The sequence below is a fragment of the Streptomyces sp. BYX5S genome (assembly GCF_054724165.1).
This window is the reverse complement of sequence record NZ_CM138829.1, coordinates 1333419-1352646: the sequence shown is the minus strand read 5'-3', so window position 1 is coordinate 1352646 and position 19228 is coordinate 1333419. Positions and strand designations below refer to the sequence as shown.

The window sequence follows — 19228 nt, the reverse complement described above, 5'->3', positions numbered from 1 at the left end:
TGTGGGGGCGTCATGGTGGGTGTGCGGGTGGGATGGGCCCGCTCCGCGGCGACGGGGGGAGTGCGGGATGCGGGTGCCGCGTACGAGGCAGGGGCGGCGCCGCACGGTGCAGGGGCTCATGGCGGCGTGCGTGATCGCGCTGCTGCCCGCGACCTGGCTGTTCACCACCACCGGCGACCGACTGCGAACCGTGGCCGACGTCCCCCGCACGGACGTCGGCGTCGTCTTCGGCGCCGGCCTGTGGGACGGTGAACCCTCCCCGTACCTGGCGCACCGCCTCGACGCCGCCGCCGAGCTCTACCGCACCGGCAAGGTCGAGGTCCTGCTCGTCACGGGCGACAACAGCCGCGTGGAGTACGACGAACCCGACGCCATGCGCGCGTACCTGACCCGCCACGGCGTCCCCTCCGACGCCGTCGTCAGCGACTACGCCGGGTTCGACACCTGGGACTCCTGCGTCCGCGCGAAGAAGATCTTCGGCGTCGACCGCGCCGTCCTGGTCACCCAGGGCTTCCACGCGCGCCGCGCGGTGGCCCTGTGCGAGGCCGCGGGCGTCTCCTCGTACGGGATCGGGGTCGACGAACCCCACGACGTCACCTGGTACGCGGGCGGCGCGCGCGAGATGCTGGCCGCGGCGAAGGCGGCGCTCGACGTGACGGTCCGCCCCGACCCGCACTTCCTGGGCCCGGAGGAGACCGGCGTGCGCGAGGCGCTGGCCCGCTGACCTCACGCCGTCCGCGCGACGGCGGGGAGGTGCTCGTACCGGGTACGTAACCGGGCGCGAGCCGACCGGCAACACACGCGCCGCACCCTCAAGGGCATGCTCAACACGACGGCGACGCCCACCCACTGTCCGTACTGCGCCTTGCAGTGCGGCATGAACGTGCTGCCCGGCACCGAGGCCCAGGCCCCCGCGGTCGAGGGCCGCGCGGACTTCCCGGTCAACCAGGGCGCGCTGTGCGGCAAGGGCCAGAGCGCCGCCTCCGTGCTCTCCTCCCGGGTGCGGCTGACCGAGCCGCTGGTCCGTGACCCCGCCACCGGGCGGCTCGAACCCGCCACCTGGGAAGAGGCCCTGGACAGGGTCGCGGACGGCCTGGCACGCGCGCGTGGTGCGCACGGCGCGGACGCGTGCGGGGTGTTCGGGGGCGGCGGCCTCACGAACGAGAAGGCGTACGCGCTGGGCAAGTTCGCGCGCATCGTGCTCGGCACGTCGCAGATCGACTACAACGGTCGGTTCTGCATGTCGTCGGCCGCGGCGGCCGGGCAGAAGGCCTTCGGGCTCGACCGAGGGCTGCCGTTCCCGCTGGAGGACGTCCCGAGGACGGGGTGCGTGATCCTGGTCGGCTCGAACCTCGCCGAGACCATGCCACCCGCCCTGCGCTACCTCTCCGAGCTCAAGGCGAACGGCGGCAAGCTGATCGTCGTCGACCCGCGCCGCACCCGCACCGCCGAGCAGGCGGACCTCCACCTGGCGCCGCGCCCCGGCACGGACCTCGCCCTCGCGCTCGGCATGCTGCACCTGGTGGTCGCGGAGGGGCGGGTCGACGAGGAGTACGTACGGGAGCGTACGCGGGGGTGGGCGGATGCCCGGTCGGCGACGATGGCGCACTGGCCGGAGTACGTGGAGCGGGTCACGGGCGTGCCGGTGCCCCAACTGCGGGCGGCGGTCGGCATGTTCGCGGACGCCGGGGACGCGATGGTGCTCACCGCGCGCGGTCCCGAGCAGCAGTCCAAGGGCACGGACACGGTCGGCGCGTGGATCAACCTGGCGCTGGCCACGGGGCGGCCGGGGCGGCCGCTGTCCGGTTACGGGTGTCTGACCGGTCAGGGCAACGGCCAGGGCGGTCGTGAACACGGCCAGAAGGCCGACCAGTTGCCCGGCTACCGCAAGCTCACGGATCCGGCGGCGCGGGCGCACGTGGCGGAGGTCTGGGGCGTCGACCCGGAGGTGCTGCCCGGTCCCGGGCGGTCGGCGTACGAGTTGCTGGACGCGCTGGGCGGGGACGTCCGCGCGCTGCTCCTCATGGGGTCGAACCCGGTGGTGTCGGCGCCGCGGGCGGCGCACGTCGAGTCACGGATCCGGTCGCTGGACTTCCTGGCGGTCGCGGACGTCGTCCTGTCGGAGACCGCGGAACTCGCCGATGTGGTGCTGCCGGTGACGCAGTGGGCCGAGGAGACGGGGACGGTGACGAACCTGGAGGGCAGGGTGCTGCTGCGGCGCCGCGCCCTCACGCCCCCTCCGGGGGTGCGGACGGATCTGGAGGTGCTCCAGGAGCTGACGGCGCGGCTCGCGCCCGACCTGGAGAAGGGGTTCCCGACGGACGCGCGGGAGGTGTTCGACGAGTTGCGGCGGGCGTCGCGGGGCGGTCCCGCGGACTACTCGGGGATCGACTACGACCGGCTGGCGGCGGGCGAGGGGCTGTTCTGGCCGTGTCCGGCGGGGGACGGGGACGCGGGGACGCCGCGGCTGTTCCTCGACCGGTTCGCCACGGAGGACGGGCGGGCGCGGTTCGTGCCGGTGTCGCACCGGCCGGCGGCGGAGGAGCCGGATGCGGAGTATCCGCTGTACCTGACCACGGGTCGGGTCGTCGCCCAGTACCAGTCCGGGGCGCAGACGCGGCGGGTGGCGGAGCTGAACAAGGCGGCGCCGGGGGCGTTCGTGGAGCTGCATCCGCGGCTGGCGGGGCGGTTGGGTGTCGGGGAGGGGGACGTGGTGGCGGTGACGTCGCGGCGGGGGCGGGCGGAGGCGCCGGTGCGGGTCACGTCCGCGATCCGGCCGGACACGGTCTTCATGCCGTTCCACTGGCCGGGGGCGGGCCGGGCCAACACCCTGACCAACCCGGCCCTCGACCCCACGTCCCGCATGCCGGAGTTCAAGGTGTGCGCGGTCCGGGTGGAACATTCAAGCCCCTCCGACGATCAATCAAGCCCCTCCGGCGATTGAGGAGCCCCCGGAGGGGCGGGTGGGCCTGTCAATCAAGCCCCTCCGGCGATTGAGGAGCGGGGTTCGGGGCGGAGCCCCGTGGCGCAAGCACGAGGACCGGGGCGGAACGGTCAGGCGGAGGTCTCCGCGCGGACCCAGTCCAGGTACGCCCCGCTCCCCCGCACCACCGGCACCGCGATGATCTCCGGCGTGTCGTAGTCGTGGTGGGCCACCAGCCACGCCTCCAGCTCCGCGTACCGCGCCCCCGTCGTCTTCAGCACCACCTGCCACTCCCGCGCCGTCTCGACCTCCCCCTCCCACCGGTACACGGACGTGACCGGCCCGGAGACCTGCGCGCAGGCCGCGACCCGGTCGCGGATCGCGCCGCGGGCGAGGTCCGTCGCCTTCCGCTCGGCGTCCGTCGTCGTGAGCACGGTCAGGACGTGCGCATCCGCTGTCAGCTCTGATGTCTCCACGCACCCCATTGTGGCCGCCCGGCCCCACCCCCGACTCCTTCACAGCTCCGTCACCGCGGATCCCTGGACTCCGTTTGTCATGCCCGCCTAAAACTGAACCAGCGTCAGGAGTCGCCGCTCACCCCACCGTCCCCCACGGAGCCGCCTGATGAGACCCGCACGGGCCACGCACCGCGTCACCGCCCTGGCCGCCCTCCTCACCGCCGCGCTCGCCCTCGCCCCCACCGCGACGGCCGCCCCCTCCCCCACCGGCGCCACCGCCGTCTCCGTACGGGACGTCGTCACCGACCCCGACGGCTCCCGGCACACCCGCTACGACACCACGTACCGCCAACTCCCGGTCATCGGCGGCGACTTCGTCGTGCACAGTGCCCCCGACGGCTCGTACGAGGGCACGGACCGCGCCGCCCCCGCCGACATCGCCGTACCGACGACCACGCCCCGCCTCGCCGCCCCCAGGGCCGCCGACCTCGCCGCGGCGGTCCTGCGCGAGGCCCACCCCGGCACCCTGCTCCGCGGCCTCGTGGCGAAACCGCGGCTCGTCGTGGACGCGCTGCACGGCGGTCCGCGACTGGCCTGGCGGACCACCGCCGCCGCGCGGGACCCGCTCGGCAACCCCACGGCCCGCACCGTCCTCACCGACGCCACCACCGGCGCCCGCATCGACACCTGGAACAGCCTCGAAACCGCGGCGCCGGGCGCGGCCGAGGGCGACGGCCGCTCCCTGTACTCCGGCACCGTCCCCCTCACCACCACCCGCACCGGCACCGGCGGCTACCGGCTCGACGACCCCACGCGCGGCAACACGTACACCGGCGACGCCGAGAACAGGACGGACACCTGCGTCCTCGGCATCTGTCTGGAACGCGCCCCCGCCGAGGTCCGCACGGACGCCGACAACCACTGGGGCTCCGGCACCACGGCCGACCGCGCCTCCGCCGCCGTCGACGCGCAGTACGGCACCGACCGGACGTGGGACTACTACAAGGAGGTGCACGGCCGGATCGGGATAGCGGACGACGGCAAGGGGTCGTACAACCGCGTGCACTACGGGAAGGACTACAACAACGCCTTCTGGGACGACAACTGCTTCTGCATGACGTACGGGGACGGCGACGGCACCACGCTCGGCCCGCTGGTCGCCCTCGACGTCACGGGCCACGAGATGTCCCACGGCGTCACCTCGTCCACCGCCGCCCTCACCTACTCCGGCGAGTCCGGCGGCCTCAACGAGGCGACCTCCGACGTCTTCGGCACGCTCGTCGAGTTCCACGCGCGGAACGCCTCCGACCCCGGTGACTGGCTCATCGGCGAGAAGATCGTCAAGCCCGGATCGAACGGCGCCGACGGCGCGGACGGGACGGTGCCCGCCCTGCGGTACATGGACCGGCCCAGCCGGGACGGGAAGTCCGCGGACTGCTGGAACCCGGACGTCGGCAGGCTCGACGTGCACTACTCCTCGGGCGTCGCCAACCACTTCGCGTACCTGCTCGCGGAGGGCAGCGGCCCGAAGACCGTCGGCGGTGTCCGCCACTCCAGCCCGACCTGCGACGGCTCCCGCCTCACCGGCATCGGCAGGGCCGCGCTCGGCAGCATCTGGTACCGGGCGCTCACCGTCTACATGACCTCCTCGACCGACTACGAGGGCGCCCGCTCGGCCACCCTGCGGGCGGCGAAGGACCTGTACGGGGCGGGCGGCGAGGAGTACGCGGCGGTGGCCGCGGCCTGGTCGGCGGTGTCGGTGACATGACGGCGTGCCGGCCGGGCGCGACGGGCGTCACCCGGTCGCACGCCTGGCGCCGCCCTTCGGGTACTTCCTGCCGGACACGCCGATGACCTGCTGGAACGTACCCGAAGGGCCGTCAGGAACGGTGCGGGAAAAGGGTCCCTGACGCGACATCAGGAGGCGCGTCGCCGCGACTGGCAGTTGTCTCGTCCTTGGCAGGGCGCGCCCGTCGCCCGCGAAGGAGCTCGGACGAATGCGCATCGGCATGGGCATGGGCCGGCCGCTGGCCGTGGCGGCGTTCACCACCACCGCGCTCGGCGCGGCCACGCTCGCCGTCGCCGGTCCCGCGGTGGCCGCGCCGGGCGGCCTGGAGGTCTACCCGGCGACGGCGACGCCCGGCGACACGGTCACCGTGGACACCACCGCGTGCGGCGGCAGCGGCACCGCGTCGGGCGACGCCAGTTCGGTGGGCGCGGGCGCCTTCACGCTGGCGCCGGACGCGGGCGCCGCGGCGGGGCCGGGCACCTCGGGCCGGTTCCGGGTGCCGGTGTCCGCGCAGCCGGGGACGTACGAGATCGTCGCGCGGTGCGTGAGCGGCGTCGAGGTGACGGGTGACCTCATCGTGTCGCTGACCGACGCCGGTTCCCCCGCGCCTCAGCTGCCCAAGGGCGGTGTGAAGACCGGGCTCGGCGGCACGCTCGGCCCCGAGCCGACGCGGACGGCGGCGGGCGTGGCGGCGCTGGCGCTGGCCGCGGCGGGCGGCACGTGGCTGCTGCACCGCAGGGCCCGCGGCGACCGCATCTGACCCGCGGCCCCAGCCACCCCCACCGGCCCCTCCGCTCCCCCGGCCGCCCGAAGAAACGCAAGGAAGCCGATCCGCCATGCGCAAGCGCCCGCGACGACCGCACGCCCCGAACCGCGTCAACACCGCCATGGGCGCGGCCACCGCCCTGGCCCTCGGCTGCGGTGCCTGGCTGCTGGCCGGAGGGATCGAGGGGAGTCCGCCGCCGCAGCCGTCCGCCGCGCAGGCCCACGTCGACCGCGCGCGCCAGCCGCCCGCCGCCGCGCCGCTCGCCCCGTCCCCGCCGGACCGCATCCGCATCCCGTCGATCGCCGTGGACGCCCCGCTGACGGGGCTCGCGCTGACCCGCGCCGGGAGCCTCGACGTACCGCCGCCGGAGAAGAAGAACCTCGCGGGCTGGTACGAGGCGGGCACCAAGCCCGGCGAGACGGGCACGGCGGTCGTCGCGGGCCACGTCGACAACGCGCGCGGCCCGTCCGTCTTCTACGCCCTGGGTTCGCTGAAGCGCGGCGCCACGATCGAGGTCGAGCGGCGCGACGGTTCGGTGGCGGTGTTCACGGTGGACGCCGTCGAGGTGTACGACACGAAGCACTTCCCCGACGCGAAGGTGTACGGCGCGGCCGACCGCCCGGAGCTGCGCGTCATCACCTGCGGCGGTCCGTACTCGCGTGCCACGGGCTATCAGGGCAACGTCGTCGTCTTCGCGCACCTGACCGGGGACCGCTGACGCCTGTCCGCGAGAAGGCGGCTCAGGCCACCCACTGCTCGTACGCCATCTTGACCACCAGCGCGCACACCACCGTCAGCAGCACCACGCGCACGAACCCCGCGCCGCGCTTGAGCGCCGTGTGGGCGCCCACCATGCCGCCCGCCAGGTTGAACACCGCCATCAGCCCGGCGAGCTGCCAGTACACCTGGCCCTTCCAGGCGAACATCGCCAACGCCCCGGCGTTGGTGCAGCAGTTCACGATCTTCGCGGTGGCGGAGGCCGTCACCAGGTCGAGGTGGAGGATCGCGGTCAGGGCGAGGACCAGGAAGGTGCCGGTGCCCGGACCGATCAGGCCGTCGTAGAAGCCGATGCCGAGGCCCGCGAAGCCGATGGCGGCCCAGATCCGGCGGGGCGAGGCCGGGACCGCCGACGGGGCCGTGCCGAACGCGGGGCGGAAGATGACGAACGCGCCGACCGCCACCAGCACCACCATCACGACCGGTTTGAGGACGTCGGTGCTCATGCCGGTCGCGAGCAGCGCCCCGCCGGTCGACCCGGCGAGGGCGGCCGTGCCGATGCGGACGGCGAGCCGTACGTCGACGGGGGCCTTGCGGGCGTAGGTCACGGCGGCGCCGGTGGTGCCGACGATGGCGACGGCCTTGTTGGTGCCGAGGGCGTGACCGGCCGCGGCGGAGTTCGGCAGGCCGAGGAGGAGGGCGGGGAGCAGCAGCAGTCCGCCGCCGCCCACCACCGCGTCGACCCAGCCGGCCGCGAGCGCGGCCACGCAGAGGACGACCACGGTGGTCAGGGATATGTCAGGCATGATCAGGACTCTACGGATGCGCCGCCTGCACGGCCCAGGAGCCCTCGGAGGGCAGAGGTTCTTCTGAGGGTTCCGTTCCGGTGTGCGGGACGGTCCGGTCGGGGGCCGGGGGCGAGGCCGGGTCGACGGTGAGCGCGAGGCAGGCCGCGACGAGGGCGCTGGCGGAGGCGAGCCCGGCGGTGAGCCTGCGGCGGGCCTGGACGGTGGGCGCGTGCGCGGTGCGGGTGGGTCTGGAGTGGCGGCCCATGGGGGTGTCTTCTCTTCTCCGGAGGACGGCGTGGTGGGTGGGGGCGGCGGTCGGTGCGGGTCAGTACGTGAAGGACTCCGCGTGGATGCGGGTCCCGGGCACTCCCGCCCTGCGCAGGGCCTTCGTCGCCGTCTCCGTCATACCGGGCGGCCCGCACACGTAGACGTCGTGGTCGGCGAGTTCGGGCACCAGGGCGCGCAGGGACTGCGGGGCGAGGGGGTCGAAGGCGGCGCCGGAGGGGCCGAGGAGGTAGTGCAGGGTCGCCGCGCGGGTGGCGGCGATCGCCTCCAGCTCCTCGCGCAGCACGAGCTGTTCGGCGGTGGACGCGCGGTAGAGGAGCGTGAGGTCGCCGGGTTCGCCCGGGAGCGTCTCGAACAGCGCCCGCAGCGGGGTGATGCCCACTCCCCCGGCCAGCAGCAGCACCTTGCGCCGGGTGCGGCGGTGCGCGGTGAGCGCGCCGAACGGCCCGGTGGCGACGACCCGTACGCCCGGCCGCAGCCGCCGCACCCGGCGCGTGTGGTCGCCGACGGCCTTCACGGTGATCCGCACGTGGTCGCCGTCGACCGGCGCGGACAGGGAGAACGGCAGCGCCGTGTGCCACAGCCGCCGTGTCAGGAACCGCCAGCGGAAGAACTGGCCCGGCTCGGCGCGCAGCAGCCCGAGGTCGGTGCCGCGCATCAGGACGGAGGCGACGCCGGGCGCCTCCTGCGTCACGTCGACGATCCGCAGCCGGTGCCGCAGCGCCTGCCGCACCGGGACGACGAGCCGGTACCAGCCGAGCAGCACCGCGACGGTGGCGTGCAACAGCGCCCAGAAGGCGAGGCCGACGGGGCCGGACGCGATGTCGGGGCCCGCGAGCTGGTGGGCGAAGGCGAGCGCCGCGCCGAGGTACGTCAGCAGGTGCAGCCCCCGCCACGGGCCGTGCCCGACGCGGCGGCGCACGGCGCGGGCGCTGCTCACGCCGACGAGGGCGAACAGGGCGGTGCCGGCCGTCGCGGCGGCGAGCCCCGGGTAGCCGAGGAGTTCGGTGACCGTGCCGACCAGGTCGGTGCCGGTGTGCGCCGCGTAGCCGCACACGGCGAGGACGACGTGGGCGGCGCAGAGGGTGAGGACGTGGCGGCCGCCGCGCGCGTGTTGGCGGGCGAGCCGGTCGGCGCCGATGCCGTGCTCGACGGCGGGCACCCGGGCCATGAGGAAGAGCATGACCAGGACCCCGTACCCGGCGAGCAGGCCGGTGAGGTGGGCGCCGGTCGTGAACAGCACGTCGACGCGTGCCGAGGGGCGGATCTGCGCCAGCCACAGGGCGGTCACGAGCAGGGCTCCCGCGCGGATCCCGGCCCGCAGCCGGTGCGGGGTGAGCCGCGCCGGGGCGGCGGGCCGCACGCGCGGTGCCCGGCGGGGGCGCGGCGGAATCCGGGGGGCCTCGCGGGCGGGTCCGGTCTGTCTGCGGTAGGCCGACAGGGCGGGGTAGTGGGCGAGTTCTTGGTCGACGGCCTCGATGGTCACGACCGGCACACTAGGTGCCGCCGGGCCGCGATTTCGGCTGGTCAGCGCCGTGAGGCCGTTCCTTAAGGCGCCCTTGAGGAGGGCCTGAGCACGGGTTAAGCGATCTCCGCCGCGGTCCTCGCCGGGCCCCGCTCCCGCACCGGACCCTCACAATCGCCCACCGCTCCCGCTGAGCGCAGCGTTCCCCTCAAGAAACGGACGGGACGCCACGCAGAAACACCCGCACCGCAGGCTTCGTTGCATGACCGCACCGTACGAGCACGATCACGACGACTCCAGCCGCGTCGTCGTCATCGGCACCGGCCTCGCCGGCACCCGCCTCGCCCAGCGCCTGGGCGAGCGCGCCGTGCTGATCGGCGAGGAGCCGCACGCCCCGTACAACCGGGTGCTGCTCGCCGAGGTGCTGGCCGGTACGTACGCGCCGGACGTCATCGAGCTGCCCCGCGCCACCGGCACGCACCTGCGCACCCGCGCCGTCCGGATCGACCGGGAGAGGCGGCTCGTGCAGTGCGAGGACGGGGCGGAGGTCCCGTACGACTCGCTCGTCCTCGCCACCGGCTCGAACCCGGTGCTGCCGCCGCTGCGCGGCCTGTTCGCGCCGGGCGCCACCGAACTGCCGGGCGGCGTCCACGCGTTCCGCACGATGGACGACTGTCTCGCCCTGTCCGGGGCCGTCACCGAGGGCACCCGCGCCGTCGTCATCGGCGGCGGTCTGCTCGGGGTCTCCGCGGCCCGCGCGCTCGCCCGGCGCGGCGCGCAGGTGGTGCTGACCCAGCAAGCGGAGCGCCTGATGGAGCGCCAGCTCGACCCGAACTCCTCCGAACTGGTCCGCCGCCACCTCACCGCGCTCGGCGTGGAGATCCACACCGAGTGCCGGGTGCGCGGCGTCGGCGTCGTCGACGGCCGCGTACGCCGCGTCGAGCTGCACGACGGGTACGTGCTCGGCACCGACGTCACCGTGCTGGCCTGCGGGGTCCGGCCGCGCGTCGGTCTCGCGCAGGCCGCCGGGCTCGACGTCCGCAAGGGTGTCGTGGTCGACGACGCGCTGCGCACCAGCGACCCCCGCATCCACGCGATCGGCGACTGCGCGCAGCACTCCGGCACGGTGTACGGCCTCGCGACCCCGGCGCTGGAACAGGCCGACGCGCTCGCCGGTCTGCTGACCGGGGCGGGCGCCGCGTACACCGGCACCCGCACCCTGACCCGGCTCACCCTGCCGCACGGAGGGGGTCCCCCCTGCTCGAGCGAAGCCGAGAGCTTGGGGGCGGGACCGCTCGACCTCGCCGCGTTCGGCGAGACCGAGGCGCTGCCCGGCGACGACGTCGTGCAGCTCGCCGACGCCACCCGCGGCACGTACCGGAAGGTCGTCGTGCGCGGCGACCGGCTGGTCGGCGGGGTGCTGGTCGGGGAGCTGGCCACGGTCGGCGCGCTCGCGCACGCCTGGGAGTCCAACGAATCGCTGCCCGCCGACGACGCTGTTGGCGCGCCTCTGCTGCACCTGCTCACCCACGACGGAGGCCTCTGACATGCCGACCGAACAGGCTCTGCCCACGATCGTCCTCATCGGCCACGGCATGGTCGGCCAGCGCTTCCTGGAGGCCGCCGCCGAGCGCGGGCTCACGGACTCGCACCGCGTGGTCGTGCTGTGCGAGGAGCCGCGCCCCGCCTACGACCGGGTGCACCTCACCTCGTACTTCTCGGGCACGACGCCCGAGGAACTGTCGATGACGGACCCGGAGTTCATCGACAAGCACGGCATCGAGCTGTACGTCGGCGACCCGGCCGTGGTCGTGGACCGCGAGTCCCGCGTCGTGCACGCCCGCTCGGGCCTCAAGGTCCCCTACGACACGCTGGTGCTGGCCACCGGCTCGTACCCGTTCGTCCCGCCGGTGCCCGGCAAGGACGCCACCGGCTGCTTCGTGTACCGCACGATCGAGGACCTGTACGCGATCGAGGAGTACGCGAAGAACAACGCGACGGTCGGCGCGGTCGTCGGCGGCGGGCTGCTCGGCCTGGAGGCCGCGGGCGCGCTCAAGGGTCTCGGACTGACCACGCACATCGTCGAGTTCGCCCCGCGGCTGATGCCGGTGCAGGTCGACGAGGGCGGTGGCGCGGCCCTGCTGAAGACCATCTCGGACATGGGCCTCGACGTGCACACCGGCGTCGGCACGCAGGAGATCGTCACCGACGCCGACGACGCGGTGCTCGGCATGAAGCTGTCGGACGGCAGCGAACTCGCCACCGACCTCGTCGTGTTCTCCGCCGGTGTCCGCCCCCGCGACCAGCTCGCCCGCGACATGGGGCTGACGGTCGGCGAGCGCGGCGGCATCTCCGTCGACGCGCAGTGCCGCACCTCCGACCCCGACGTCTTCGCGATCGGCGAGTGCGCGCTCGCCACCGACGGCCGGGTCTACGGACTGGTGGCCCCCGGCTACGAGATGGCGCTCACGGTCGCCGACACCCTCGCCGAGGCCGGGAAGGAGGCGTCGTTCACCGGTGCCGACCTGTCCACCAAGCTGAAGCTGCTCGGCGTCGACGTCGCCTCCTTCGGTGACGCGCACGGCGCCGCCGAGGGCTGCCTCGACGTCGTCTACTCGGACTCCCGCTCGGGCACGTACAAGAAGCTCGTGATCGGCAGCGGGGGCGAGCTGCTCGGCGGCATCCTCGTCGGCGACGCCGAGGCGTACGGGACGCTGCGCGCGCTCACCGGCACGGTGCCGCCCGTCGCGCCCGAGGCCCTGGTGCTGCCGGCCGGCGCGGGCGCTCCCGCCCAACTGGGCCCGGAGGCGCTGCCCGACGAGGCCGTGGTCTGCTCCTGCCACAACGTGACCAAGGGCGAGATCTGCGAGCACACCTCGCTGCCCGAGGTGAAGAAGTGCACCAAGGCCGGTACGGGATGCGGCAGTTGCGTCAAGCTCATCGGCCAGCTGCTGCCGAAGTCGGGCGACGGCGGTCTGTGCGGCTGCTTCGCGCACACCCGCTCGGAGCTGTACGAGATCGTGCGCGTCAAGCGGATCACGACGTACGCGCAGCTGCTCGACGAGCACGGGCGGGAGGGGGCGCGCGGCGGCGAGGGCTGCGAGGTCTGCAAGCCGACCGTGGGCTCCATCATCGCCTCGCTCGCCCCGTCGATCGGCGCCGACGGCTACGTCCTGGAGGGCGAGCAGGCGGCGCTCCAGGACACCAACGACCACTTCCTCGCGAACCTCCAGAAGAACGGCTCGTACTCGATCGTGCCGCGCATCCCCGGCGGTGAGATCACCCCGGAGAAGCTGATCGTGATCGGCGAGGTGGCCCGCGACTACGGCCTCTACACGAAGATCACGGGCGGCCAGCGCATCGACCTCTTCGGCGCGCGGGTCGACCAACTGCCGATGATCTGGGCGCGGTTGGTGGACGCCGGCTTCGAGTCCGGGCACGCGTACGGCAAGGCGCTGCGCACGGTGAAGTCGTGCGTGGGACAGACCTGGTGCCGCTACGGCGTGCAGGACTCGGTGAGGATGGCGATCGACCTGGAGCTGCGCTACCGGGGCCTGCGCGCCCCGCACAAGCTGAAGTCGGCGGTCTCCGGCTGCGCCCGCGAGTGCGCGGAGGCCCAGTCGAAGGACTTCGGCATCATCGCGACCGCGAACGGCTGGAACCTGTACGTGGGCGGCAACGGCGGCATGACGCCCCGTCACGCCGACCTGCTCGCGCAGGACTTGAGCGACGCCGAGCTGATCCGGCTGATCGACCGGTTCCTGATGTTCTACATCCGCACCGCGGACCGGCTGGAGCGCACGGCGGCCTGGCTGGAGCGGATCGAGGGCGGCCTCGACCACGTACGGGACGTCGTCGTGCACGACTCGCTCGGCATCTGCGACGAGCTGGAGGCCCTGATGCGGGATCACGTCGCGCACTACCGCGACGAGTGGGCCGAGACCATCAACGACCCCGAGCGGCTCTCCCGCTTCGTGTCCTTCGTGAACGCCCCCGACACCCCGGACCCGACGGTCCGCTTCGTGCCCGAGCGCGACCAGATCAAGCCCGAGCTGCCGCTGATTCCCCTGGAAGGACTGGCTGTCCGATGACCATTGCCCCTGAACTGACGACGACCCCTGTGCGACTCGACCTGGGCGGCGAACTGCTGGTCGTCTGCGAGCAGGACCGCCTGGACTCCGGGCGCGGCGTGGCGGTCCTGCTGCCGGACGGCAGCCAGGCCGCGGTCTTCCGGGACCGCGCGGGCCGTGTGTACGCGATCGACAACACCGACCCGTTCACCGGGGCGTCCGTGCTCTCGCGCGGGCTGCTCGGCTCGGCGGACGGGCGGCCGTTCGTGGCCTCGCCGCTGCTGAAGCAGCGCTTCGACCTGGAGACGGGCCGCTGCCTGGACGACGAGGAGGTCACCGTCCGTACGTACGCGGTGCGTTGAGGCGGGACGACGGCTGAACACGGGCCTACACCGGCCGTGACATCAGTCACAGGGAAAACACAGAGATAGAGAGCAACTTTCACAGTTCGTCCGTATTTCCTCTCCAGTAAGAGCAGAACCCCGCTCACACCCGGACACAAACACCCGCACGGACGCCCTCGAACCGCCTTAGGATCTCGGCCTCAGCGCTTACACGCGCTTTACTCCGACCCGAACAGAGGGCGTTCCGTGCAGATCCGTCAGATTCTCGCGACAGCCGCAGTCGCCGCCGTGACCGCTCCGGTGGCTCTGCTGTCCGTCTCTCCCGCGTACGCCGACACCAAGCCGGCCGCGCAGACCCAGGAGCAGTCCTCCATAGCCGAGCTGAAGAAGGCTGTGAAGGAGGCGAAGAAGGCCTACAAGCAGGCCCTCGCCACCGTGCAGACGCTGAAGGACGAGCTCGAGGCCTCGACGGCCGCGGACCACCCGCTCATGATCGCCCTCGCCGACGCGCAGAAGGCGGCCGACGAGGCCGCGACCGCGAAGACCACCGCCGACGAGGCCGTCACGGCCGCGGAGACGAAGCTCGCCGAGGCCAACGCCGGTGAGGACGCCGAGGCCAAGGCCGCCGCCGAGAAGGCGCTCGCCGACGCCAAGACGGCCGCGGAGGCCGCCGCCACCGCCAAGACCGACGCCGACGCGAAGGTCGTCGCGGCCGACACGGCCGTCGACGACAACCGGGTCGCGATCGCGCGGAAGATCCACCAGGCCCAGCAGGACGTCAAGGCCGCCCTGGAGACGAAGGAGGCCGCCGAGAAGGCGCTCGCCGACGCCCTGGAGCAGGAGCCGGGCGAGCCGGGCAACCCCGGTGAGCCGGGTGAGCCGGGCGACGAGTGCACGGAGGGCTCCGACCTCACGGCCGCCATCTCCGGCCTCCCGTCCAAGATCGCCGCCGGTTCCACGGTCGACTTCCGGCTGCGTCTGACGAACACCACCGAGAAGACCCTGGAGACGGTGCTGCCCTTCGTCGCCGTCGGCGCGGTCGACAAGACCGGCGAGAAGGACATCTCCAGCAAGCTGCACCTGAAGTCCAAGCAGGGCAACACCTGGAAGACCGTCGACCAGGAGAGCTACGCGGCCGAGTTCACCAACGTGAAGCCGGGCGCGCACGCCGACCTGCCGCTGCGTCTGACGATCGACCGCTCGGCCCCGGCCGGCTACGGCGTCAGCATGGCCATCGGCGAGTACTTCAACGAGGACTACAGCTGCGGCATCAGCGACCTCGCCGTGTACGACTTCACGATCAACCCGGTCGGCGCCGGCAACTCCGGCACCGCCACGCCCAACAAGCCGAAGCCGCAGGGCAGCGCCTCCCCGGTCGCCAACGCAGGCTCGGACAACGGCTCCGCCGACACGGACGGCTCCCTCGCCCACACCGGCTCCTCCTCCGCCCTGCCGACGATCGGCCTCGCGGGCGGCGCCGCGGTCGTCCTCGGCGCCGGCGCCGTGTACGTGGTGCGCCGCCGCAAGGCCGGCGCCAACAGCTGAGCCTGAGCGCCACTGACTGACGGTGGACCGGCACCCCTGCTGGAGGGGGCGCCGGTCCATCGTCGTGTTGGGCCGGACACCACCTGCCGCCGGGAGCCGTTCGGCCGGACACCTGTCGACCGGGCAGCTTCCAGCCGAGCGCCCTTCAGCCGCGCACCTGTCAGCCCAGCAACTTGTAGTCCACGCCCGTGAGTTGCTCCGACGCCGCCCACAGCCGCTCCCCCGCCGCGTCGTCGCGGCTCCACGAGGCCCGCCACGACCGGGCGGGCGCGCCGCGCCACATCAGCACGCGCGGGCCGTAGAACGCGTCGGGGCGCACTCCGGGGTCGGTGGCCGCGCGCAGGGTCGGCAGGGCTCCGCCCGCGGCGGACTGCCCGAAGTACCGGTTCCCGATCTCGAAGAACCGCTGCATTCCCGTGCGGCCCTCCGTCCGGGCGCTGCGCGCCTGGAGTTCCGTGGCCGCGTAGCCGGGGTGCGCGGCGGCCGCCACGAGGCCGGTGCCCGCGGCCCGCGCCCGCCGCGCCAGCTCGTGCACGAACAGCAGGTTGGCCGTCTTGGAGCGCGCGTACGCCGTCCAACGCCCGTACGAGCGCTCGCTGTTGAGGTCCGCGATGTCGATGTTGGACAGCGCGTGCAGCCCGCTGGAGACGGTGACGACGCGGGGTGCGGGGGCCGCCAGCAGGCGCGGCAGCAGCAGCCCGGTCAGCGCGAAGTGCCCGAGGTGGTTCACGCCGAACTGCCGCTCGAAGCCGTCGGCGGTGCGGCCGAACGGGAGGGCCATCACCCCGGCGTTGTTGACCAGCAGGTCGAGCGGGCCGTCCCCGCGGGCCTCGGCGAAGGCCCGTACCGAGGCGAGGTCCCCGAGGTCGAGCGGGGCGAACTCGGCCTGAGCGCCCGGGACTTCGAAGGTGAGGCGGTCCAGGGCTGCGGTGCCGCGCTGCTCGCTGCGGCAGGCGAGGACCACGTGGGCGCCGGCGCGGGCCAGCTCCCGGGCGGTGACGTAGCCGATCCCGCTGTTGGCCCCGGTGACCACGGCCGTGCGGCCCTGCTGGTCGGGGATGTCGGTCGTACTCCAGCCACTCATGCCTCGGCTTCCCTTCGGTGACGTCGGCTGCCGGGGTGCCGAAGGGTACGCCGCTCGCCGCGAAGGTCCCATGGCCCGGCGCGAGGAGACGTCGCGCACGGAAAGGGCGGCACCCCCCGCACAGGGGTGCCGCCCTTTTGTGGAGACCGGGGCCGCCGCGAATCGGTGAGGGTCGGGGACTCGCGACGACCCCGGAGTTCAGGCCCCGTCGAAGGGGCTCCGGTCAGCGGTGGTCGCTGCCCTGCGAGGTGCTGGCCGCGCGGCCGGCCTCCAGGCGGGCGACGGGGATGCGGAACGGGGAGCAGGAGACGTAGTCGAGCCCGACCTCGTGGAAGAAGTGGACCGACTCCGGGTCGCCGCCGTGCTCGCCGCAGACGCCGAGCTTGAGGTCGGGCCGCGTGGCGCGCCCCGCGTCGACGGCGGACTTCACGAGCGAGCCGACACCGTCCTTGTCGATCGTCTCGAACGGCGACACCCCGAAGATGCCCTTCTCCAGGTACGCCGTGAAGAAGCTCGCCTCCACGTCGTCGCGGGAGAAGCCCCAGACCGTCTGCGTCAGGTCGTTGGTGCCGAAGGAGAAGAACTGGGCGGCCTCGGCGATCTGTCCGGCCGTGAGGGCGGCGCGGGGCAGCTCGATCATGGTGCCGATGGCCAGCTTCAGCTTGACGCCGGTGGACTCCTCGACCTCCGCGAGGACCTGGTCGGCCTCCTCGCGGACGATCTCCAGCTCCTGGACGGTGCCGACGAGCGGGATCATGATCTCGGCGCGCGGGTCGCCCTTGGCGTTCTTGCGCTCGGCGGCGGCCTCGGCGATGGCACGGACCTGCATGGTGAACAGGCCGGGGATGACGAGGCCGAGGCGGACACCGCGCAGACCCAGCATCGGGTTCTGCTCGTGCAGCCGGTGCACGGCCTGGAGCAGGCGCAGGTCGTTCTCGTTGTTGTCCTTGCGGGACTCGGCGAGCGCGACGCGCACCGACAGCTCGGTGATGTCGGGGAGGAACTCGTGCAGCGGCGGGTCGAGCAGGCGGACGGTGACGGGCAGTCCGTCCATCGCCTCGAACAGCTCGACGAAGTCCTGCTTCTGGAGCGGCAGGAGCAGCTTCAGGGACTCCTCGCGCTCGGCGTCGGTGTCCGCGAGGATCAGCTTCTCGACGAGCTCGCGGCGGTCGCCGAGGAACATGTGCTCGGTGCGGCACAGGCCGATGCCCTGGGCGCCGAAGCGGCGGGCGCGCAGCGCGTCCTCGGCGTTGTCGGCGTTGGCGCGTACGCGCAGGCGGCGTACGCGGTCGGCGTAGGCCATGATCCGGTGGACGGCGCCCACGAGTTCGTCGGCGTCGTCGGCGCCGGCGTGCATGCGGCCCTCGAAGTACTCGACGACCGGGGAGGGCACGACGGGCACCTCGCCGAGGTAGACCTTGCCGGTGGAGCCGTCGATGGAGACGGTGTCGCCCTCCTCGACGACGGTCTCGCCGATGGTCATGCGGCGGCGCTTGGTGTCGACCTCCAGCTCCTCGGCGCCGCAGACACAGGTCTTGCCCATGCCGCGGGCGACGACGGCGGCGTGCGAGGTCTTGCCGCCGCGCGAGGTGAGGATGCCCTCGCAGGCGATCATGCCGTCGAGGTCGTCGGGGTTGGTCTCGCGGCGGATCAGGATGACCTTCTCGCCGGACCGAGACCACTTGATGGCGGTGTACGAGTCGAAGACCGCCTTGCCGACCGCCGCGCCCGGGGAGGCGGCGATGCCGCGGCCGAGCAGTTCGACCTTCGCCTCGTCGTCGAAGCGCGGGAACATCAGCTGCGCGAGCTGGGCGCCGGTGACCCGCTGGAGGGCCTCGGCCTCGTCGATCAGGCCCTGGTCGACGAGCTGCGTCGCGATGCGGAACGCGGCACCGGCGGTGCGCTTGCCGACGCGGGTCTGGAGCATCCACAGCTGGCCGCGCTCGATGGTGAACTCGATGTCGCAGAGGTCCTTGTAGTGGTTCTCAAGGGTCTCCATGATCTGCATGAGCTGGTCGTACGACTTCTTGTCGATCTGCTCCAGCTCGGCGAGCGGCACCGTGTTGCGGATACCGGCGACGACGTCCTCGCCCTGCGCGTTCTGGAGGTAGTCGCCGTACACGCCCTGGTGGCCGGAGGCCGGGTCGCGGGTGAAGGCGACGCCCGTGCCGGAGTCGGCGCCGAGGTTGCCGAAGACCATCGAGCAGACGTTGACGGCGGTGCCGAGGTCGCCGGGGATGCGCTCCTGGCGGCGGTACAGCTTGGCTCGGTCGGTGTTCCACGACTCGAAGACGGCCTTTATGGCCAGGTCCATCTGCTCGCGCGGGTCCTGCGGGAAGTCCCGCCCGGCCTCGGTCTTGACGATCTTCTTGAAGCGCGTGACGAGCTTCTTGAGGTCGGCGGCGTCGAGGTCGGTGTCGACGGTGACCTTCTTGGCGGCCTTGGCCTTCTCCAGGGCGTCCTCGAAGAGTTCGCCGTCGACGTCCATGACGGTCTTGCCGAACATCTGGATGAGGCGGCGGTACGAGTCCCAGGCGAAGCGGTCGTCGCCGGCCTGCTTGGCGAGGCCCTGCACCGACTTGTCGGAGAGACCGATGTTGAGGACGGTGTCCATCATGCCGGGCATGGAGAACTTGGCGCCCGAACGGACCGACACCAGAAGGGGATCGTCGGCCTGGCCGAGCTTCTTCCCCATCTTCTTCTCAAGGGCGTCGAGGTGCTGGGAGACCTCGTCACGGAGTGCCACCGGCTCCTCGCCGCTGTCGAGGTAGACCTTGCAGGCCTCGGTGGTGACGGTGAAGCCGGGCGGGACGGGAAGTCCCAGGTTGGTCATCTCGGCGAGGTTGGCACCCTTGCCGCCCAGCAGGTCCTTGAGGTCCTTGTTGCCCTCGGTGAAGTCGTAAACGAACTTCGCTACCTGAGGATCCTTGTTCTCCGACACGTGTCTCGACTCCTCGAGGCTCGGTGGCTGCCCTGACGGCGAGGAACATACCC

The 19228-nt window shown here is 73.0% G+C and carries 15 protein-coding genes; 9 read left to right on the top strand and 6 right to left on the bottom strand.

The features are described 5' to 3' along the window. Positions 1 to 67 precede the first annotated feature (67 nt). Positions 68 to 724: a SanA/YdcF family protein gene (locus tag ACYBSK_RS06030; protein WP_460245406.1), complete on the top strand. Its 657-nt coding sequence runs from the start codon at positions 68 to 70 to the stop codon at positions 722 to 724. A gap of 96 nt (positions 725 to 820) precedes the next feature. Further along, positions 821 to 2944 carry a molybdopterin oxidoreductase family protein gene (locus ACYBSK_RS06025; protein ID WP_460245405.1) on the top strand — a complete coding sequence of 708 codons (2124 nt, stop codon included), beginning with the start codon at positions 821 to 823 and terminating at the stop codon, positions 2942 to 2944. A gap of 110 nt (positions 2945 to 3054) precedes the next feature. Here ACYBSK_RS06025 and cutA read toward each other — a convergent pair whose 3' ends face one another. Beyond that, entirely contained in the window at positions 3055 to 3408 is a 354-nt protein-coding gene (gene cutA / locus ACYBSK_RS06020; RefSeq protein WP_457475798.1) for a divalent-cation tolerance protein CutA, read from the bottom strand. A gap of 139 nt (positions 3409 to 3547) precedes the next feature. On the opposite strand from cutA, the gene ACYBSK_RS06015 reads away from it, so the two are divergent. The 3 genes from ACYBSK_RS06015 to ACYBSK_RS06005 all read left to right on the top strand — a co-directional run bounded on the left by ACYBSK_RS06015 (position 3548) and on the right by ACYBSK_RS06005 (position 6654). Beyond that, positions 3548 to 5149 (top strand): M4 family metallopeptidase, encoded by a 1602-nt coding sequence (locus tag ACYBSK_RS06015; RefSeq protein ID WP_460245404.1) that lies wholly within the window; start codon positions 3548 to 3550, stop codon positions 5147 to 5149. 229 nt (positions 5150 to 5378) lie between these two features. Then, the gene (locus ACYBSK_RS06010) at positions 5379 to 5930 is read left to right on the top strand and encodes a hypothetical protein (RefSeq protein ID WP_460245403.1); all 552 of its coding nucleotides are present in this window, start codon (positions 5379 to 5381) and stop codon (positions 5928 to 5930) included. Positions 5931 to 6006: 76 nt separating this feature from the next. Beyond that, positions 6007 to 6654 carry a class F sortase gene (locus ACYBSK_RS06005; RefSeq protein WP_457475795.1) on the top strand — a complete coding sequence of 216 codons (648 nt, stop codon included), beginning with the start codon at positions 6007 to 6009 and terminating at the stop codon, positions 6652 to 6654. Positions 6655 to 6676: 22 nt separating this feature from the next. Here ACYBSK_RS06005 and ACYBSK_RS06000 read toward each other — a convergent pair whose 3' ends face one another. The 3 genes from ACYBSK_RS06000 to ACYBSK_RS05990 are packed head-to-tail and all read right to left on the bottom strand — an operon-like array spanning position 6677 to position 9221. After that, the gene (locus ACYBSK_RS06000; RefSeq protein ID WP_450809547.1) at positions 6677 to 7459 is read right to left on the bottom strand and encodes a sulfite exporter TauE/SafE family protein; all 783 of its coding nucleotides are present in this window, start codon (positions 7457 to 7459) and stop codon (positions 6677 to 6679) included. A 10-nt stretch (positions 7460 to 7469) separates the two neighbouring features. After that, positions 7470 to 7706: a hypothetical protein gene (locus ACYBSK_RS05995; protein WP_457475794.1), complete on the bottom strand. Its 237-nt coding sequence runs from the start codon at positions 7704 to 7706 to the stop codon at positions 7470 to 7472. Positions 7707 to 7766: 60 nt separating this feature from the next. After that, positions 7767 to 9221 carry a ferredoxin reductase family protein gene (locus ACYBSK_RS05990; RefSeq protein WP_460245402.1) on the bottom strand — a complete coding sequence of 485 codons (1455 nt, stop codon included), beginning with the start codon at positions 9219 to 9221 and terminating at the stop codon, positions 7767 to 7769. Positions 9222 to 9453: 232 nt separating this feature from the next. Between ACYBSK_RS05990 and ACYBSK_RS05985 the strand changes: the two genes are divergently transcribed. The 4 genes from ACYBSK_RS05985 (at position 9454) to ACYBSK_RS05970 (ending at position 15150) form a co-directional block, all read left to right on the top strand. Then, positions 9454 to 10737 (top strand): NAD(P)/FAD-dependent oxidoreductase, encoded by a 1284-nt coding sequence (locus ACYBSK_RS05985; RefSeq protein ID WP_460245401.1) that lies wholly within the window; start codon positions 9454 to 9456, stop codon positions 10735 to 10737. A 1-nt stretch (position 10738) separates the two neighbouring features. Further along, positions 10739 to 13282 (top strand): nitrite reductase large subunit NirB, encoded by a 2544-nt coding sequence (gene nirB, locus ACYBSK_RS05980; protein WP_460245400.1) that lies wholly within the window; start codon positions 10739 to 10741, stop codon positions 13280 to 13282. Further along, a complete protein-coding gene (gene nirD / locus ACYBSK_RS05975; protein WP_457475790.1) occupies positions 13279 to 13623 on the top strand; it encodes a nitrite reductase small subunit NirD in 345 nt (114 codons plus the stop codon). Before nirB ends, nirD begins: the two co-directional genes overlap by 4 nt. Positions 13624 to 13893: 270 nt before the next feature. Next, positions 13894 to 15150: an LPXTG cell wall anchor domain-containing protein gene (locus tag ACYBSK_RS05970; protein ID WP_460245399.1), complete on the top strand. Its 1257-nt coding sequence runs from the start codon at positions 13894 to 13896 to the stop codon at positions 15148 to 15150. A gap of 160 nt (positions 15151 to 15310) precedes the next feature. On the opposite strand, the gene ACYBSK_RS05965 is transcribed toward ACYBSK_RS05970, so the two are convergent. Both ACYBSK_RS05965 and ppdK read right to left on the bottom strand, forming a co-directional pair. Beyond that, positions 15311 to 16234, bottom strand: a complete 924-nt coding sequence (locus tag ACYBSK_RS05965; protein WP_460245398.1) for an oxidoreductase — start codon at positions 16232 to 16234, stop codon at positions 15311 to 15313. Between the two features lie 223 nt (positions 16235 to 16457). Next, the gene (gene ppdK, locus ACYBSK_RS05960) at positions 16458 to 19175 is read right to left on the bottom strand and encodes a pyruvate, phosphate dikinase (protein WP_460245397.1); all 2718 of its coding nucleotides are present in this window, start codon (positions 19173 to 19175) and stop codon (positions 16458 to 16460) included. Positions 19176 to 19228: the final 53 nt, after the last annotated feature.

Bases quoted from the DNA above. Each gene is read 5' to 3' on its own strand.
- ACYBSK_RS06030 (WP_460245406.1), top strand. From the start codon at position 68: ATGCGGGTGCCGCGTACGAGGCAGGGGCGGCGCCGCACGGTGCAGGGG.
- ACYBSK_RS06025 (WP_460245405.1), top strand. From the start codon at position 821: ATGCTCAACACGACGGCGACGCCCACCCACTGTCCGTACTGCGCCTTG.
- cutA (WP_457475798.1), bottom strand. From the start codon at position 3,408: ATGGGGTGCGTGGAGACATCAGAGCTGACAGCGGATGCGCACGTCCTG.
- ACYBSK_RS06015 (WP_460245404.1), top strand. From the start codon at position 3,548: ATGAGACCCGCACGGGCCACGCACCGCGTCACCGCCCTGGCCGCCCTC.
- ACYBSK_RS06010 (WP_460245403.1), top strand. From the start codon at position 5,379: ATGCGCATCGGCATGGGCATGGGCCGGCCGCTGGCCGTGGCGGCGTTC.
- ACYBSK_RS06005 (WP_457475795.1), top strand. From the start codon at position 6,007: ATGCGCAAGCGCCCGCGACGACCGCACGCCCCGAACCGCGTCAACACC.
- ACYBSK_RS06000 (WP_450809547.1), bottom strand. From the start codon at position 7,459: ATGCCTGACATATCCCTGACCACCGTGGTCGTCCTCTGCGTGGCCGCG.
- ACYBSK_RS05995 (WP_457475794.1), bottom strand. From the start codon at position 7,706: ATGGGCCGCCACTCCAGACCCACCCGCACCGCGCACGCGCCCACCGTC.
- ACYBSK_RS05985 (WP_460245401.1), top strand. From the start codon at position 9,454: ATGACCGCACCGTACGAGCACGATCACGACGACTCCAGCCGCGTCGTC.
- nirB (WP_460245400.1), top strand. From the start codon at position 10,739: ATGCCGACCGAACAGGCTCTGCCCACGATCGTCCTCATCGGCCACGGC.
- nirD (WP_457475790.1), top strand. From the start codon at position 13,279: ATGACCATTGCCCCTGAACTGACGACGACCCCTGTGCGACTCGACCTG.
- ACYBSK_RS05965 (WP_460245398.1), bottom strand. From the start codon at position 16,234: ATGAGTGGCTGGAGTACGACCGACATCCCCGACCAGCAGGGCCGCACG.